Here is a 15,568-nt window from a genome sequence, read left to right as displayed (position 1 = left end):
GATATAGTGACCTTGTTTCCTGTTAATACTGTGATGAGGTTTTCTATGCTTCGAGCGCTTACTCCTTCAACTATCGCTATCGCTGTTATGGCGTCATTCACCGCTAACGCAGACTACGCGGGCCTTGAGGACTACCAAGGTAAACCCGCGAGCCCCCATACGTTGGAGGCCAACCAGGCGCTTGCGTCTACACTACCGTGGCAAGACACAACAGCATTTGACCGCACTACGCGTGGCCTTATCGCGGAATTTGGTACTCATGCTGCAGGTGAGCTAAAAAATCGATTTGAGTTCATGGCGGAGCTTTCTGTCGATGAGATCCCACCGACAGTCAATCCATCAATCTGGCGTCAAGGTATGCTCAACTATGCTGCTGGTGGTCTTTATGAAGTGACCGATGGTGTGTACCAAATCCGAGGCGCAGATCTCTCTAACATGACCATCTACCGCACAGACAATGGCTATGTGATTCACGATCCTTTGCTATCGAAGGAAGCGGCAGCGGCCTCTTGGGATTTTGCCAAGCAGCATCTACCAAAAATCAACGGTGAGCATAAGATCACGGGCATGATTTACTCTCACATGCACGCGGATCACTTTGGTGGCTCTCGTGGTATCTATGAATCTGGTGACTTCAGCGAAGGTGCGCAAATCTATGCACCAAAAGACTTCATCAAGGAACTTGCTGACGAGAACGTGATAGCAGGTACCGCGATGGGACGTCGCGCCAACTATCAGTACGGTACAACGCTGGATAACGATGAGAAAGGCATTGTCGACAACGCACTTGGCCTGGGTACATCACGTGGCGAAGTCACGCTGGTGGCGCCTACCACTGAAATCCAAGAACGCGAGAAAGTGATCACTATCGATGGTCTCGATTTCCACGCTATCAATATGCCTGGCGCGGAAGCACCTGCTGAGATCGTGCTGTATGTGCCTCAATATCGCTCTCTAAACACCGCTGAGCTGACTTACGACGGTATGCACAATATCTACACCTTCCGCGGCGCAAAAGTTCGTGACGCGCTTGTGTGGACTAAATACCTGACAGAGCTAAAGATGCGTTACGTTGATACGGGTCTTGTCGACAACATCCACGCTGCGCACTCCGCGCCAGTTTGGAATGATGCGAATACGCCGCAAAATGAAATTGCCGATTACATGACACTGCAACGTGACAACTACGGGTTTATTCACAACCAAGCGATGCGTCTAGCAAACCACGGTGTGACGATCCACGATGTAGGGCGCGAAATAGAAAATCTAGTTCCTGAGTCTCAAAAGCAAACTTGGCACACTAACGGTTATCACGGCTCTTACAGCCATAACGCTCGTGCCGTAGTAAACCTATATCTGGGATATCATGACATGAACCCAGTGAACACCAACCCACTGCAAACACAAGACAAATCATGTGTGTATGTGCAAGCAGCAGGGGCAGATGTTCTATACAACGCGGGTATGAAGCACTTTAAACAAGGGGAATATCAAGAGGCCTCTCAACTGTTTAACGACTTGGTGCAATGTGACCCAAACAATGTGACGTACCGCTATGCGCTTGCAGACAGCTTCGAGCAGCAAGGCTATCAATCTGAAACTATGGCTTGGCGAAACTCTTACCTACAAGGTGCGGTTGAGCTTCGAACTGGCGAGATCCAACCTTCTATCAAGTTGGCCTCCGCAGACGTGATTGCCAATACACCGACGGGAATGTTCTTAGACTTCATTGCTGTTAGGCTCAATGCAGAAAAAGCCGAGCAAGCAGGTTTAGACTTTACCTTTGGTTTGTATCATCCAGATGTGGAAGAGCGCTACTACGGTGAAGTGTCGAATGCCAACATGAGCAACATCGAAGTCGATACGCTACCAGAAACCAATGTAGAACTAATCATCCACAAATCGGATCTTACCCGAGTGGCACTGGGGCAGGCGTCGCTCGATGAGCTACTAAAATCGGGTCAAGCAGGCATTAAAGGTAATGCCGAGCTCATTGGCAAACTCGCGGCTTCACTTGATGAGTTTGATGGCATGTTTGAAATCTTGCCTATGCCTAATAAGTAAGGCGAAATACAAATGAAAAACCCAGAGCAATGCTCTGGGTTTTGTCTAACTACACTGTGATCTTTCTATCTAAAACATACATCGGCCCATCGTGCCAATCCTGCTGTAACAGAGCCAAAGTAGTTGCCCGAGACGACTGGAATGTTTGGCAGTACATCTTGCACCGCTTTGCGAAGCACTGAAGAGCGTGCCGAGCCTCCCGTCATATAAATCACATCCGGTAACGTGCCCGCCTGTTGCGCCGCTTCTTTAACTAGTGCTTGAATTTTCTTGGTCGGATTATCAATCGCGGCCGCCATATCTGATTGGTTGATTTCAATACCTACGTGCTCGCTGTAGAGATCGAGCATCGCTTTGTACTCGGCATTTTCTTCGAGCGCAATCTTGGCTTTTTCCGCCTCACGAATCACCGCATAGCCCAAGGTTTCTTGGTGCAAAGCGATTAAGCGATTCACTTTTTCAGGCTCCAACGCCTCTTTTGCCAACAACCGTAGCTCTTTCAAGTTGTCGTGAGCATAGAACTTTCTTTGCGCTTGTACGTCGTTAATTGCAATAGGATTCCAGAATTGAGTCACTGGGATATCTAGGCCAGAAAGACGTTTTGTGCCCATACCAAAGGCATGCATAAATCGGCGAAATGCAATGTAGATGTCCAAATCATTACCGCCGACAAGTTGGCCTGTGTGGCCAATCAGCGATTGCTGTCTATCGTCTTTTCCAACCCACGATGGCCCCATCTGAATATAAGAGCAGTCGGTTGTACCACCACCAATATCGACCACTAATACGTTTTTGTTTTCAGTCAAAGTCGATTCGAACTCGAGCCCGGCGGCGACTGGCTCATATTGAAACTCGACATCTTTAAAGCCAGCGCGATTTGCCGCTCGAAGCAGAATTCCCTCTGCTTGTAGGTTAGATGCATCGCCACCTCGGCCTAGAAAGTTCACCGGACGACCAATCACGGTTTGCTCAATTGTGCGCTCTAGGTTTGCTTCCGCTTTACGTTTGACGTTACTCATCATGGCGCAAACTAGGTCTTCAAAGAACGACAACTGCATATCGCGCAGCCCCATCGCACCTAAGAAGGATTTTGGCGACTTAATGTAATAGACATCTTTCGGGTCTTCTAAATAAAGATTCAGAGCTTGCTCACCAAACAGCACATCGCTTGGGATCACTTCAATCCCTTCTTCACGGTTCATCTTGACGGCACGGCGCAATACGGCCTCACCAATGTCATTAGATGGACGAATGTCTAAACAGCGAAATAGGTACTCCGATACGGTTTCTGCTGTTGGTGCACAGAGGGTTGATGCAATGTAGCAGTTATCCCCAACCAGCGGGATTTGCTCAACGCTGCCATTGTTTAAATGCGCTACGGAGCAGTTTGCGGTTCCGTAATCAAAACCGATAGCCATAAGAATTACCTCAACACGTGAAAAAGGTCGCAAAGAATAGCAGCCTGACAATGAACTTCAAGCGCCAAACCGTAAACCCTGCACCAATAGACAGGTCAAACGCAAAAATGGGGCTACGACCTGTCGTCGGAGCCCCATTCGCTTTGTTTACACTGTAAAGCGCTCTTAATCAAAGTACCTAGTCAAAGATGGCGATACTCTGACGGCTAACCGCAACAAGATCGCCGCGATTATTCCAAATATTGGCTTGGGCGTGAGCATAGCCTTCAGCGGCTTGCCTTGTGTGTGATTGATATGCAAACCAATCTTCAGGCTGCACTGAGCGGTGAGGATGAATAAACTCTAAATTCCACATCATCGTGCTGGCTGGTGCAGGAGTGCCCATCATCTGCAATACGCCGGGAGGCCAGGCATCAACCAGACAGATTAAATGCGCGTCAGAAATCGACTCTGGAGAGACCTTAAATCGCATCCAACCCCAGGTATGTGAGTCTTTACTTGCAGTAAAAGGCAGGTGACCACGGGCAAGTGCTAGGTCAATGTGTGACGTGTAGTTCGGCGCACCTTGCTCAATCGATGGAAATCTTGGTAGGTCATCGGGTACTGGCATGATGTGGTTATCGTTGTTGTTCACTACAATTTTGGACTCACGATCGGCACCAAAACAGCCCTGTTGGAACACCGCCACTTGACCATTTTGCACCAAACGCGCACTGAGCTGAGAAACGCTTTTGCCTTCCCTAAGAACCTCAACTTCAAAAGTGAACGGCACATCCACCAAAAGCGGGCCAACAAAATTGGTGTTAAGCGAGCGCAACACACGCTCGCCAGTCAAGTGAGACTGCATCACGGTATACAGCAATGAAGCGGATAACCCACCAAAAACGGTTCGCCCCTGTCCCCATGACGCCGGGATCGACATATGTTCACCGGTTTTCGCACACAGCTTGGCTGTTGCGATTAATTCGTCGAAGTGCATCCCTACCACCTTATGTTAACACCTTGTTACTCAACAATAACTGGTCGGATGGGTTGCTGCAAGGGGTGTCACCTGATTTTGTTACATTTCACACACATCCAGCAATAACATTTCAACATCAATCTAAACATTTCCCTAACAGGCAAATAATCCAAGTTGTTTTACTGCTGAATCACGGTACTGCGAGGAGACGTATATTCAAACGAGTATTGTTTTAAGCTAAATCGGTTGATCGCAAAATCAAAGATAGTGCCGTCTTCAAGTACGCCAATCGCTTCAACGCAAAGTGTAGGCGTACCGCTTTTCAGCTTTAGAGGCTTTGCATCCTCTGCAGATATGCCTTCTGCGTAGACTTTTTCTCGACTGTGTTTGATTTTGTGGCCGAGTTTATGCTCAACATATTGGTACTTTGAGTTTTGAATCGTTTCTACTGACAAGTCTGGGAACAACGCAAACGGCATATAGCTGTGCTCCAACACCTCCGGCACGTCATTAATCATTCGAACGCGCTTAATGAAGTAAACTTGATCGCCTGTCACGACATCAAGTTTTTGCGCCACATATTCGTCAGCCTCTTGAAGCTGAAATGAGATGATTCGGGTTGACGCTTTACCGCCCTGCTGCTCAACTTCTTCCGTAAAGCCAGAGTGACTTAACGCATCATGTTGCGTCTTAGCTGATTTGATGTAAGTACCATCGCCACGCACTCGATGCACAAGATCTTTTTCAACCAGCATCTTCATCGCATTTCTAATGGTCGCTCGGCTTACGCCAAACTCTTGTTGCAGTTCTTGTTCGGTAGGTAATAAAGAATCTCGAGGATACGTCTTGTCGGCAATTCTTTGTTCTAGTACTTCCGAAACTCTAATGTAGAGGTGTTTACTCATGATGTCGCCTCGTTGAATTTTTTCAAAAGGATACATTAATAGTACTTTTAATTCAATAAAGAGTACTTATAGCCTTTACCAGTCTAGAAAAGCATACATTTATGTGATCTAGAGTTATTTTTTGAACTTACAAACTCAAATGTACTTTAAATGTACTCAACCAAAGAATACATTTAACGCACTTAATCGACATCCAATAGGTTCAGAAATGAAGAAACAAAACCTTACTATCGTGGGCGCTGGCAGCACATACACTATCGGTATGATCATGAGTTTGATCGCTGAAAAAGAGACATTTCCACTAAAAAAGATCACTTTTTATGATACTGACGCAGAACGCCAAGCACTTAATGCCGAAGCGACAAAGATCCTATTAAAAGAACGTTACCCAGAAGTAGAAGAGTTTCACTACACCACAAACAAAGAAGAAGCATTCAAAGATAGCGACTTTTTCTTCATCCAAATCCGTAGCGGCGGCTTGCAAATGCGTGAGCGTGATGAGCAAATCCCTATTGCGCACGGTTGTGTTGGCCAAGAGACCTGTGGTCCAGGTGGTATGGCTTATGGTCTTCGCTCAATCGGTGACATGATTGAAATCATCAACGATATCCGAAAACAGTGTCCAGACGCATGGATCCTAAACTACACCAACCCAGCAGCGATCGTTGCAGAGGCGCTCAATCGCGAGTTCCCGACTGATAAAAAGATCCTCAATATCTGTGATATGCCTGCGGCTATTATGGTCAGCTATGCGCAAATCCTTGGCTGCGAGATCTGGGATCTGGTTCCTGAGTACTTCGGACTCAACCATTACGGCTGGTTTACCGGCATCAAAAACCGACAGGGTGAAGATCTTACTGACCGTATTAAGGGTGTGATTCTTAATGAGGGTATCAAAGCGGTAGATTCTGAAATCGTTAATGACCCATCATGGCAAGCAACGTTTAAGAACATGCAAACAATGCTTAGTGATAACCCAGAGTACTTGCCAAACACCTACCTACAGTACTACCTGTACCCTGAGAAAATGGCCGGGAAAGAGGACATCAACAATACGCGTGCACGCCAAGTCATTAATGGGCGAGAAAAACGTGTCTTTGACCTTTGCCAGCGCGTCATTTCCGCTAAGAGTACTGCTCAGGAAGAGCTACACGCTGATATTCATGGTCGTTACATGGTTCGAGTCGCAGCATCACTTGCTTACAATTTGTGCGAAACCTACCTAGTCATTGTTCCAAATAACGGAGCTATCTCAAATATTCAAGAAGACGCGATGGTTGAAGTCCCAAGCTTGCTAACAAGTAGTGGGCCCAAAGCTCTAAGCGTCGGTAAGATACCAACATTCCAAAAAGCCATGATTGAAAGCCAACTCGGCTATGAAAAGCTCGTGGTTGATGCTTGGTATGAAGGTAGCAAGCAAAAACTCATCAACGCCCTCACTCTAAACCGCACTGTGGTCAATGTACCCAAGGCAAAAGCGATCGTTGAAGAAATTCTTGAAGAAAACAGAAGTTATTTACCTCAGTTTAATAAATAGTTTACAAGGATAATAAAATGAATACCTCTGCCCTACGACACAATGCCAAGGAGGCGACGCAAAAGTTCTCCAGAGCAGCGATACAGGTTATTCTTTTTATTGCCGTAATGGGTACAGCAATGGCTGTTGCGGCAATTATGAGAATGGAGTTTATGCCTAGCTTCATTATTTCAATCGGCGACATGATTATGTCAATGATGTTTGGGATGCTTGGTAATCTCCCTATTATATTTTGTATGGGATTGGCTGCAGCACTCGCACAAAAGAAAAAGGTCGATGCTGCTATAACGGCGCTTATATCATTCCTGTTCTTTTTGGTTGCTAACAATACTTATCTGACTAATAACAATATGTTAGCAGAAGAAGGCATTGCGGGATTATACGGTACTGGTCAAGCGATGGTACTCGGTTTCCAAGTTGTCGACATGGGCGTTATTCTTGGCATGCTAATGGGTATCCTAGTCGGTTGGTTACATAATAAATACCAAGGCTTGACCTTTGGTGCTTATTTTAGAATCTATGAAGGCTCTCGCTTTGTATTTATTCTAATGATTCCAATTACTGCTGTACTTGCTATCTCTGCATGTTACTTCTGGCCGCCGATGAACAACATGATCAACAACTTAGCATCGTTGATTGAGACATCAGGTGTGTTCGGCATCTTTAACTACACCGCATGGAACTTCTGGCTAATTCCTACAGGTCTGCATCACCCGCTATGGATGTCCTTCTTCTACACGCCTTTAGGCGGTACTGCAGAGGTTGGCGGCGAAGTGATTCATGGTGCGCAAACCATCTTCCTTGCTGAGATGTCGCATATGAATGAGCTCACTGAGCTAGATCCATCGATTAAGTATGTGAGCTTCGGTCTGACTAAAGTGTTTGGTTCTCTAGCTATCGCGGCTGCGTTTATCCGCACTGCGTCCAAAGAGAAGAAAGCCTACGCTAAGAGCATCATTATTCCGAGCTTAGCGGTAGCGGTAGGTACGGGCATTCTTGAGCCATTGCACTTCCTATACATCTTCATTGCACCATCAATCTGGTTTATCTACGGACTTGTTGGCGGTATTGCAGACAGTATTACCTACATGCTTGGCGTTAGCACTTATATGCCAAACGGTATTATTGACCTCATTATTACCAATATTGCAATGCCGTTAAGTTTAACTAAGGCTCACTTCACTATATTAATCGGTATTTTGATGATGCCACTATGGTATTTACCAACAGTATGGATCATTAAAAAGAGAAATATCGACATATTCCAAGACCAAGAAGTATCTAATGAGGACGTAATTAAAAGTGCCGTCAGTGACAATTCAGACGTAAAACACTTTATTGCTGGCTTAGGCGGCCAAGAAAATATCGAAACCGTTGGTAACTGTTTTACTCGATTACGTATTCAAGTTAAAAACCCAGACTTAATTAATAAGTTAGAGATAGAGAAAGGTAAACAAACTGGCGTCGTTGTTAATGGCAATAATGTACAAATTATCATTGGCATGCACGTAGAAACCTATAAAGAGAAAATGTGTGACGCATTAGGTTTAGAAGCCTAGACCATTCAAATTTCAGGGAGGATATCTTCCTCCCTTATAAAATTTAAATTTTTTGAGGTAAGTTATGAGAGATACATATAACGTAAAGCTAGTTGGCTTAAAAGACGTACAACTATTAAATGAACAGCTTGATGACTCTAATCTAAAATCAAATGAAGCCATCATTAAAACTGAGATGTCACTAATTAGTGCCGGTACCGAGCTATCTCGCGTTTATGGTATTAAAAAAGGTGTCGAGTACCCTCTCTACACTGGGTATATTTCCGTCGGCGAAGTCGTTGAAAAAGGCGATGAATTATCTGGCATCGAAGTGGGTGACCGAGTTATGTTCAACGGTCCGCACAAACAATTCCAACGTTTCGAGCACAACGGACGCAATCTAGAGCTTATCCTTAAAGTCGATCCAGAATTGACTTTGGAGCAAGCGGCTCTGGTTTACCTAGCCTCTATCTCGATGAATGGTGTCGCTATTGCTGACGTCAAACTTGGTGACACAGCGGCTGTATTTGGCCTCGGTACTATCGGCCTTATCACCGCGAAGCTTCTGCAACTCGCCGGTGCAAAAGTCATTGCCATTGATCCTGTCGCTTCTCGTACCGAAGACGCGAAAAGAATCGGCATTCAGCACGTTGTTAGCTGTGCACCAGAGCATCAAGAGTCGGAAGTCATGGCATTAACAAATGGTCGTGGCGTTGATATTGCCATTGATGTCGCAGGAGTATCTCCTGCTATCGAAACAGCGGTTAACTGTGCTGCATTCAATGGCCAGGTGATTTTGAGCGGCTCCCCACGTGCCGAGCATCAAGGTAATGTTACCGCCATTCTTAATCGCATTCACATGCGCATGCTGACCGTTAAGGGTGCATACAATGGTTTGTATCCATTTTACGAGCAAGAAGGCTCACGCATGTGCGTAGAGCGTAATATGCAGTACATCGTCGATTGTCTGAAAGATGGTCGTTTAAAAGCGGAAGACTACATCAGCCATATCCTGTCTCCTCGTGATGCAATGCAAGGCTATCAAGGCTTGATGGAAGATCGTGATAACTACAAGTGCGTCGCATTCGACTGGACTCAGCTGTAACAGGAGAGCAATGATGAAACTTGGAATCGTGGGTGCCGGCGGCATCGTAAAAGTCTGCTTAGAAGCACTTCAGAAAGTTGATGAAATTACGGTGTCCGCTATCTGCATTCTTGAAAAAGAACGTCAGGTTGCAGAAGAGCTTGCTGAGAAATACGCCATAGAGACGATATACACCGATTACGATGACTTCTTGGCTGACATAACAATTGAAGCTGTATACGTAGGTATCATCAATAGTCTGCATTATGCGTTCACCAAAAAGGCGCTTGAAGCAAACAAGAACGTCATATGTGAAAAGCCGTTTACGTCACTAGCGAGTGAAACTAGAGAGCTGGCAAGCATGGCGGTGAAAAAACGCTTGTACCTGTTTGAAGCCATCACATTGCTGCACTTTAGAAACTACCGATATGTCCAAGACAAGATCGGTGAGCTTGGTGATATTAAACTGGTGCAGTGTAATTTCTCTCAGTTTTCAAGTCGCTACCCTCAGTACAAAGACGGCAATGTCCTTCCTGCTTTTAGTCCTGAGTTATCAGGTGGTGCCCTGTATGATTTGAATGTCTACAACATTCATTTCGTGATGGGACTGTTTGGCACGCCAAGCGATGTACACTACCTAGCGAATCGAGGGCACAACGGCATCGATACATCGGGTATCTGCACCCTTCAATACCCAAGTTTCATCGCATCATGTGCGGCAGCAAAAGACTCTACCAGCCCAAACTTTGCCATTATACAAGGTGAGAAAGGCTACATTAAGGTTGAAGGAGCGACAAACTTCTGTCCAAGCGTAACATTTGTGTCTGGTGAGCATACCGAAACGTTTGATGAAGCGGATCATGAGAATCATATGGTCGAAGAGTTCCAGAGCTTCGAGCGTCTGTTCCGAGAACAAGATCTTGAGCAATGCTATCAACATCTAAACCATTCGGTTTCTGTGATGAACGTTATCGAGCAAGCACGATTAAGTGCTGGGATCGCTTTCTCTTGTGACACTAACTAACTGCTCCTACCCCCGAACAGTTTTTTCCAAAGCCCCATTCGGGGCTTTTTTTGTTATTGACAAAAGTAGAAGGTTTATTCTACGCTGTGGGTAGAATAAACCTTCTACTTTTGGAATGACGTTATGGCACAACAGCAAATAGCAGAAAACCTCGAGCAAGCTTTTGCGCAAAAAGGATTCGCAGAGCCAAGTGTCGCCGAGCTAAAAACACTGTCTGGTGTGAGTATGCGCACCTTATACAAATACTTCCCTTCCAAAGAGAGTATGGTCGTTGGTGCTCTAAACCATCGACACCAACGCTACATCGCACTGTTAGAAGAGTGCGCACAGCAAAGTGGGCTAGATGCCACCCTTTCTGCCTTTGACGTTCTTGGTGGCTGGATGAAAGAGCACGCGCCGAAAGGTTGCCTATCGGTCAACGCGCTTGCTGCTTTTCCTGACAACATGGAGATAAATTCAACCGTTGAACAACACAAACAACAGGTTATCGAATCTCTTGCCAAACTGAGTGGACACGAGGATCTTTCAGATGCTCTATTCATTCTGCATGAGGGAACAACAACCGCTTATCCCATTTTAGGTGAATCGGCGATTACCGTTGCCAAAGTAGCTATCACTGCATTGTTTTCTACCCATTCAACAAGCCACATAAAAGGAACTCAACAATGAGCACGGTGATGACAGGCGTACAACTGGTTGGCCATGGCGATCTAGACCAGCTAGAAATTCGCAGCGATATTCCGCTACCTTCGCCAAAAGCCGATGAGGTTTTAATTAAAGTCAGCGCAGCCGGCGTCAATAATACCGATATAAATACACGTATCGGTTGGTACTCCAAAGGCGACAACGACAGTGATGATGCGGGTTGGGCTGGCAATGCGCTAAGTTTGCCTCGTATTCAAGGTGCGGATGTGTGTGGTCATATCGTCGCGGTAGGTTCAAATATCGATACAGGTCGCATCGGCGAACGCGTACTGATTGACCCATGTTTGCGTTATGTCGACGGTCAAAAGCTTGAGCATTTCTGGTACTTTGGCTCTGAGTGTGATGGCGGTTTTGCGGAGTATACGACCGTAGATGCCCGCCAGGCTTACAGTGTAAATTCAAGCTACAAGGACATTGAGCTTGCCTCATTTCCATGTTCATACTCCACTGCTGAGAACATGCTAACGCGTGCAAATGTTACCTCAGGCGATGTTGTATTAGTTACTGGTGCCTCTGGTGGGGTGGGCTCCGCAGCTGTTCAGCTAGCCAAAGCGCGGGGGGCAACCGTTATTGCTGTAACCAGTGAATCCAAAGCAGGGACACTGCTGGAGATTGGCGCGGACAAGACGGTATGTCGCGGTCAGAACTTAGTGGAAGCGCTTGGCAACAACAGTGTTAATGTCGTGATTGATCTTGTGGCAGGGCCACAATGGCCTGAGCTACTAGACGTTATGGCTCCAAAAGGGCGCTACGCCGTCTCTGGTGCGATCGGTGGCCCTATGGTTGAGCTCGATGTTCGTACTCTGTACCTAAAAGATTTGTCATTCTTTGGCTGCACCGGACTCGAAGATGAAGTGTTCCCGAATCTAATCAGCCGCATTGAAGGGGAGCAGATTAAGCCACTTGTCGGCAAAACATTTGAGCTTGCAGATATCAAACAAGCACAAACTGAGTTCGTAGAAAAAAACCACATTGGCAAGATTGTTCTCAACGTGAGCTCATCTTAATCGGATCTAAGAGAATATGAGGGCGCTTCTGCGCCCTCTTTTTTAGCTATTTCTTTCTCGCTGGAAGCATATCCGTCATAGAACCTTCCACAACTTCAGCCGCAAAAGCAAACGTCTCTGCTAGCGTAGGATGAGCATGAACCGTATGGGCAATATCTTTTGCTCGCCCGCCTAACTCAAGCACTGCTGCTGCTTCGTGAATCAACTCACCCGCGTTTTCGCCGCAGATACCAGCACCAATTAGTGTCCCTGTCTCTGCATCAAACAACGCTTTCGTCACACCATTGGTAGCATTCACACTCTGGGCACGCCCGCTCACCAACCAAGGCACCTTGCCCACACTGTATTGCACACCTTGTTCTTTGGCCTCTGTCTCGGTTAAACCGACCCAAGCAAGTTCTGGGTGTGTGTAAGCAACAGACGGAATGGCCGCAGGGCAGAACGTTGAATCTAAGCGAGCGATGTTTTCAGCTGCAACTTTGCCTTCATGAGTGGCTTTATGTGCAAGCATTGGTCCATCAACAATATCGCCAATGGCATACACATGACCCACATTAGTTTGCATTCTATCGTTAACTTTAACGCGCTCTTTTGCGTCAAGTTCAACACCAAGCAGATCTAAACCAAGGTTGCCTGTATTCGGTGCTCGACCTACTGCAATCAACACTGCATCAAACAAGCTAGGTTCTGGGGCTTTTTTTCCTTCGAATGACACTAAGATACCATCTGGTTGAGCGTCCATTTGGGTAACTAAAGTTTTGGTTAGCGTTTGATAGGTTTTCTTAGTCGCACGTTGCAAAGGTTGGACTAGATCTTTATCCGCACTTGGAATGATGTGGTCTTGTGCTTCTACGATCGTAATGTTCGATCCAAGCGCTGCGTAAACTTGTGCCATTTCAAGTCCAATGATGCCGCCACCTACGATAAGCAAACGTTCTGGAATAGACTCCATTGCCAGAGCATCGGTTGAATCCCAGATACGCGGATCATTTGGCGCGATAGCCAGTGAGATCGAGTGGGATCCCGTCGCAATGATGGCGTGCTTAAACTCAACAATTTGATCGTTCTCACCGGTAACAGCGAGTGTATTGGTAGAGGTAAACTGCCCTTGCCCTTGAAGTCGCGTAACCTTGCGCGCTTTCGCTAGGCCAGCGATACCTTTGGTGAGTTCGTTAATCTTTGACTGCTTATGCTCACGTAACGCCCCGAGGTCGATTTTGGGCTCGGCAAAGCTGATCCCCATAGATTGGCCAAGTTTCGCGTGCTCAATCAGCGATGTTGCATGCAATAGCGCTTTGGAAGGGATACAGCCCACATTGACACACACACCACCTAAAGTATCTCTACTTTCAACAATACACACTGATAAGCCCAAGTCAGCGGCTCTAAATGCTGCGGTATATCCGCCGGGTCCACCACCGAGTACTGCAACATCTACGTTGATAGATTCCGTCATGCTGTTTCTCCTTGAATATCTGGTTGGATTTGCTGGGAATTTGCTTAGAGAGCCCCAGTATAGACTGGTTAAATGTCTGGGCAGTGTTAAATCTTTCGGCTAAGTGACCTAGGTTTCAAACTTCGCTTTATCTGTCATAAATAGTCGCTAGTATTAGCGCTCCCATCAATGGCAAACGAATCACACGATTAATAATGCGAATCAAAGCACTCATCACTATTGCGGCGCTTACCCTTTCTGGTTGCTCTTCCTATCAAATGAACCAACTAGGGTTTCGCTCATCTCCCGTTAATGTTTACCCAAACTATATGGATACGATTGAGCTTTGTGAGGTCGCGAACGGTTACCGCCCTACCAACCAAACCATCGTTTCGGTAGGAAGCGAACAATCAAAGCGAGGACTGACTCATGATCGTTGTGACGAACTAGTCAAAGAACTCTATTTCAGCCGTTTCATTAAGAGCATTAAGATCACCCGTCCAGAAACGCCAGCAGAGCCCGTCCCGACACCTCTGCCAGCCAAGCCTCTACCACAACCCGTAGCCAAACCTCAATAGTGCCGTCATCAAGATGCAGGGTTAATGAAACGAGGTTGGCTTGTACTTACGATAATTGTGCGATGAAGCAACCACATTGCGAACGTTGCAAGCATGATGACCAGTGCGCCGATGGCAAAACCTAGCTCTGTAAGTTGATAGTGCGCTAGATACGCAATAACAACGTAACTCGCGCTTTGCAACGCGGTCGAAAACAATTTCATCCCGCCATCAACTCGGCCTCTGACTGAATTATCAACCTCATGATGGAGTTTATTGACTCTTGCAATACGGTTAGTCGCGTTAAACACTCCGATAAGCAGTGCCACTAACACAATGGATAACGGTGACAATGTCATTGTCATCACACAAAGCAGCACGCTGATGGATGCCATACTCACCAACATAAGCTGTTGATGGCTTACTTTATTCATTACTTTGACGATCATCAGTCCACAAACCATGGCTCCTACGCCGTAGTTTATCTGCCACCAAGCAAACCACTCACCAGATTGTTGATTCTCTGAAAGGTAGATAGGAACCAATTTTGCCAAATACGTCATCATGGGATAGCCCACACACGATAATGCAATGAAAGCGAAAAATCGCGGAGATTGGCGGAATATACTCACTGATTCACGCAGTTGCTGGTGGTACGGAGTCCTTTTCTGCTTCGACGAAACAGATCGATGCCGGATAGCGACAAAACACATCAAGGCGACGACGGACAACGATGCAGTTAGCAGAGCAAACTTCTCCAGTGACCACAGTTCCAACAACCAAACACCCATACCGCCAGCGCTCAAGGTCGTGATCTGCATGATGATCTCTTGCTGACTGGAGATACGGCCATATTCGCTCGGATCATAAAGCTCTTGAGTAAACGCACCATTGGTTGCCCATGCAAGATCGCTCGCGATCCAAAACGCGACTAGGCAAAAAGCGAGTACCCAAACTGAAGATACGCTGTGGTCATTACCTAAATGCGAACGGCTAATCACAGTACCAGCAATCACGACACTACTGGCCGCAAGCAGTTGTATCAATTGGGTGAGCGCTAAAATACGCTTTCGGGGATAACGGTCTATTGCCGTAGCAATAAACGGTGTCAGTACAAATGACACTATCGTACAGACCAAGGTCACGACAGCCAAAAACGTTCCATTGCTTCCCTGCTTGAGAATGAACCATGGTAACGCCATCAACATCATTCCCGATGCGATACCATCAAACATCAACCCTAGTAGGTGTAGTCTTCTATTCTTTTCCATTCTGTTTCTTCCCTAACCTTGTGACTGATCTCAAGGTTAAAAGCTCAATATAACTTGAGGTC

At 46.3% G+C, this 15,568-nt stretch carries 13 protein-coding genes; 8 read left to right on the top strand and 5 right to left on the bottom strand.

Annotated elements, in window-relative coordinates; translation table 11 throughout:
* Nucleotides 1-45: 45 nt before the first annotated feature.
* Nucleotides 46-2,064, top strand: a complete 2,019-nt coding sequence (locus tag ACVA6Q_RS00800) for an alkyl/aryl-sulfatase (RefSeq protein ID WP_446646131.1) — start codon at nt 46-48, stop codon at nt 2,062-2,064.
* Nucleotides 2,065-2,129: 65 nt separating this feature from the next.
* Here the strand turns inward: ACVA6Q_RS00800 and yegD are convergent, their stop codons facing one another.
* From yegD to ACVA6Q_RS00785, 3 genes are all read right to left on the bottom strand, one after another.
* Nucleotides 2,130-3,482 (bottom strand): molecular chaperone, encoded by a 1,353-nt coding sequence (gene yegD / locus ACVA6Q_RS00795; protein ID WP_446646130.1) that lies wholly within the window; start codon nt 3,480-3,482, stop codon nt 2,130-2,132.
* A gap of 178 nt (nt 3,483-3,660) precedes the next feature.
* Nucleotides 3,661-4,461 carry an acyl-CoA thioesterase gene (locus tag ACVA6Q_RS00790; RefSeq protein ID WP_446646129.1) on the bottom strand — a complete coding sequence of 267 codons (801 nt, stop codon included), beginning with the start codon at nt 4,459-4,461 and terminating at the stop codon, nt 3,661-3,663.
* Between the two features lie 161 nt (nt 4,462-4,622).
* Nucleotides 4,623-5,348 (bottom strand): GntR family transcriptional regulator, encoded by a 726-nt coding sequence (locus tag ACVA6Q_RS00785; protein ID WP_446646128.1) that lies wholly within the window; start codon nt 5,346-5,348, stop codon nt 4,623-4,625.
* A gap of 208 nt (nt 5,349-5,556) precedes the next feature.
* On the opposite strand from ACVA6Q_RS00785, the gene ACVA6Q_RS00780 reads away from it, so the two are divergent.
* The 6 genes from ACVA6Q_RS00780 to ACVA6Q_RS00755 all read left to right on the top strand — a co-directional run bounded on the left by ACVA6Q_RS00780 (nt 5,557) and on the right by ACVA6Q_RS00755 (nt 12,243).
* Entirely contained in the window at nt 5,557-6,885 is a 1,329-nt protein-coding gene (locus ACVA6Q_RS00780) for a 6-phospho-alpha-glucosidase (RefSeq protein ID WP_446646127.1), read from the top strand.
* A gap of 17 nt (nt 6,886-6,902) precedes the next feature.
* Nucleotides 6,903-8,444, top strand: a complete 1,542-nt coding sequence (locus tag ACVA6Q_RS00775; protein WP_446646126.1) for a PTS transporter subunit EIIC — start codon at nt 6,903-6,905, stop codon at nt 8,442-8,444.
* Nucleotides 8,445-8,508: 64 nt separating this feature from the next.
* Nucleotides 8,509-9,528: a zinc-dependent alcohol dehydrogenase gene (locus ACVA6Q_RS00770; protein ID WP_446646125.1), complete on the top strand. Its 1,020-nt coding sequence runs from the start codon at nt 8,509-8,511 to the stop codon at nt 9,526-9,528.
* A 10-nt stretch (nt 9,529-9,538) separates the two neighbouring features.
* On the top strand, nt 9,539-10,531 hold the full coding sequence (locus ACVA6Q_RS00765; RefSeq protein ID WP_446646124.1) for a Gfo/Idh/MocA family protein: 993 nt from the start codon (nt 9,539-9,541) through the stop codon (nt 10,529-10,531).
* Between the two features lie 123 nt (nt 10,532-10,654).
* On the top strand, nt 10,655-11,200 hold the full coding sequence (locus ACVA6Q_RS00760; RefSeq protein ID WP_446646123.1) for a TetR/AcrR family transcriptional regulator: 546 nt from the start codon (nt 10,655-10,657) through the stop codon (nt 11,198-11,200).
* The gene (locus tag ACVA6Q_RS00755) at nt 11,197-12,243 is read left to right on the top strand and encodes an alcohol dehydrogenase family protein (protein WP_446646122.1); all 1,047 of its coding nucleotides are present in this window, start codon (nt 11,197-11,199) and stop codon (nt 12,241-12,243) included. Before ACVA6Q_RS00760 ends, ACVA6Q_RS00755 begins: the two co-directional genes overlap by 4 nt.
* A gap of 46 nt (nt 12,244-12,289) precedes the next feature.
* On the opposite strand, the gene lpdA is transcribed toward ACVA6Q_RS00755, so the two are convergent.
* Nucleotides 12,290-13,699 carry a dihydrolipoyl dehydrogenase gene (gene lpdA, locus ACVA6Q_RS00750; protein WP_446646121.1) on the bottom strand — a complete coding sequence of 470 codons (1,410 nt, stop codon included), beginning with the start codon at nt 13,697-13,699 and terminating at the stop codon, nt 12,290-12,292.
* Nucleotides 13,700-13,893: 194 nt separating this feature from the next.
* Here lpdA and ACVA6Q_RS00745 point away from each other — a divergent pair, with 194 nt between their 5' ends.
* Nucleotides 13,894-14,256, top strand: coding sequence for a hypothetical protein (locus tag ACVA6Q_RS00745; RefSeq protein ID WP_353500028.1), 363 nt, complete (start codon nt 13,894-13,896; stop codon nt 14,254-14,256).
* Nucleotides 14,257-14,264: 8 nt separating this feature from the next.
* On the opposite strand, the gene ACVA6Q_RS00740 is transcribed toward ACVA6Q_RS00745, so the two are convergent.
* Nucleotides 14,265-15,506: an MFS transporter gene (locus tag ACVA6Q_RS00740; RefSeq protein ID WP_446646120.1), complete on the bottom strand. Its 1,242-nt coding sequence runs from the start codon at nt 15,504-15,506 to the stop codon at nt 14,265-14,267.
* Between the last annotated feature and the right edge of the window lie 62 nt (nt 15,507-15,568).

The sequence above is a fragment of the Vibrio sp. DNB22_10_4 genome, from assembly GCF_052879755.1.
The sequence above is the reverse complement of the archived record's forward strand: the minus strand, read 5'-3'. Positions and strand labels throughout refer to the sequence as shown.

What these genes read in the sequence shown, in the direction of transcription:
- ACVA6Q_RS00800 (WP_446646131.1), top strand. Translation starts at nt 46, where the DNA reads ATGCTTCGAGCGCTTACTCCTTCAACTATCGCTATCGCTGTTATGGCG.
- yegD (WP_446646130.1), bottom strand. Translation starts at nt 3,482, where the DNA reads ATGGCTATCGGTTTTGATTACGGAACCGCAAACTGCTCCGTAGCGCAT.
- ACVA6Q_RS00790 (WP_446646129.1), bottom strand. Translation starts at nt 4,461, where the DNA reads ATGCACTTCGACGAATTAATCGCAACAGCCAAGCTGTGTGCGAAAACC.
- ACVA6Q_RS00785 (WP_446646128.1), bottom strand. Translation starts at nt 5,348, where the DNA reads ATGAGTAAACACCTCTACATTAGAGTTTCGGAAGTACTAGAACAAAGA.
- ACVA6Q_RS00780 (WP_446646127.1), top strand. Translation starts at nt 5,557, where the DNA reads ATGAAGAAACAAAACCTTACTATCGTGGGCGCTGGCAGCACATACACT.
- ACVA6Q_RS00775 (WP_446646126.1), top strand. Translation starts at nt 6,903, where the DNA reads ATGAATACCTCTGCCCTACGACACAATGCCAAGGAGGCGACGCAAAAG.
- ACVA6Q_RS00770 (WP_446646125.1), top strand. Translation starts at nt 8,509, where the DNA reads ATGAGAGATACATATAACGTAAAGCTAGTTGGCTTAAAAGACGTACAA.
- ACVA6Q_RS00765 (WP_446646124.1), top strand. Translation starts at nt 9,539, where the DNA reads ATGATGAAACTTGGAATCGTGGGTGCCGGCGGCATCGTAAAAGTCTGC.
- ACVA6Q_RS00760 (WP_446646123.1), top strand. Translation starts at nt 10,655, where the DNA reads ATGGCACAACAGCAAATAGCAGAAAACCTCGAGCAAGCTTTTGCGCAA.
- ACVA6Q_RS00755 (WP_446646122.1), top strand. Translation starts at nt 11,197, where the DNA reads ATGAGCACGGTGATGACAGGCGTACAACTGGTTGGCCATGGCGATCTA.
- lpdA (WP_446646121.1), bottom strand. Translation starts at nt 13,699, where the DNA reads ATGACGGAATCTATCAACGTAGATGTTGCAGTACTCGGTGGTGGACCC.
- ACVA6Q_RS00745 (WP_353500028.1), top strand. Translation starts at nt 13,894, where the DNA reads ATGCGAATCAAAGCACTCATCACTATTGCGGCGCTTACCCTTTCTGGT.
- ACVA6Q_RS00740 (WP_446646120.1), bottom strand. Translation starts at nt 15,506, where the DNA reads ATGGAAAAGAATAGAAGACTACACCTACTAGGGTTGATGTTTGATGGT.